This is a genomic window from Alcanivorax sp. HI0044, from assembly GCF_001634945.1.
Genome location: NZ_LWEZ01000062.1, coordinates 1 through 438 on the forward strand (window position 1 = coordinate 1; position 438 = coordinate 438).

Here is a 438-nt window from a genome sequence, read left to right on the forward strand (position 1 = left end):
ATCCAGCGCCAACCCTGCTCACGCAGTTGCTCAAAGTACACGGGCAGCTTGCCGGTATTGTCGAGCAGCCGGGCACGCTCTTTCAGGCCGGCCGGTAGCAGGGGAAGAAAATCCGATACCGGCGCCGAAGCAATCCGGTGTTGTTGCAGGGCGCGGCCCAGGGCCGCTGAAGACGGGGAAAACAACGCCTGCAATAGCAGGCGTTTAAATTGTCCGTCCATTCGCCCACCTCCTTGTGTGCGTTGGAATGATGTTTACCGCCCAATGTTTGGCAGTCGATGCCCGTAACCTGACCATAAAACACAGATCAAAACACGCAAAGACACCCTTTTCATCCTTGAAAAGGGTGTCTTTGCGGGCGTCAGGCGTCCAGCCTCAAGCGTTTAGCGTACTATTCAGTAGCTGCCCGCCGGGCTTTCGGCGATGTCGTTCATATAG

At 56.4% G+C, this 438-nt stretch carries 1 pseudogene; it reads right to left on the bottom strand.

Annotated elements, in window-relative coordinates:
* Positions 1-221 (bottom strand): annotated as a pseudogene (locus tag A3730_RS00845) (DNA-protecting protein DprA); the annotation flags it as partial.
* Positions 222-438 lie beyond the last annotated feature (217 nt).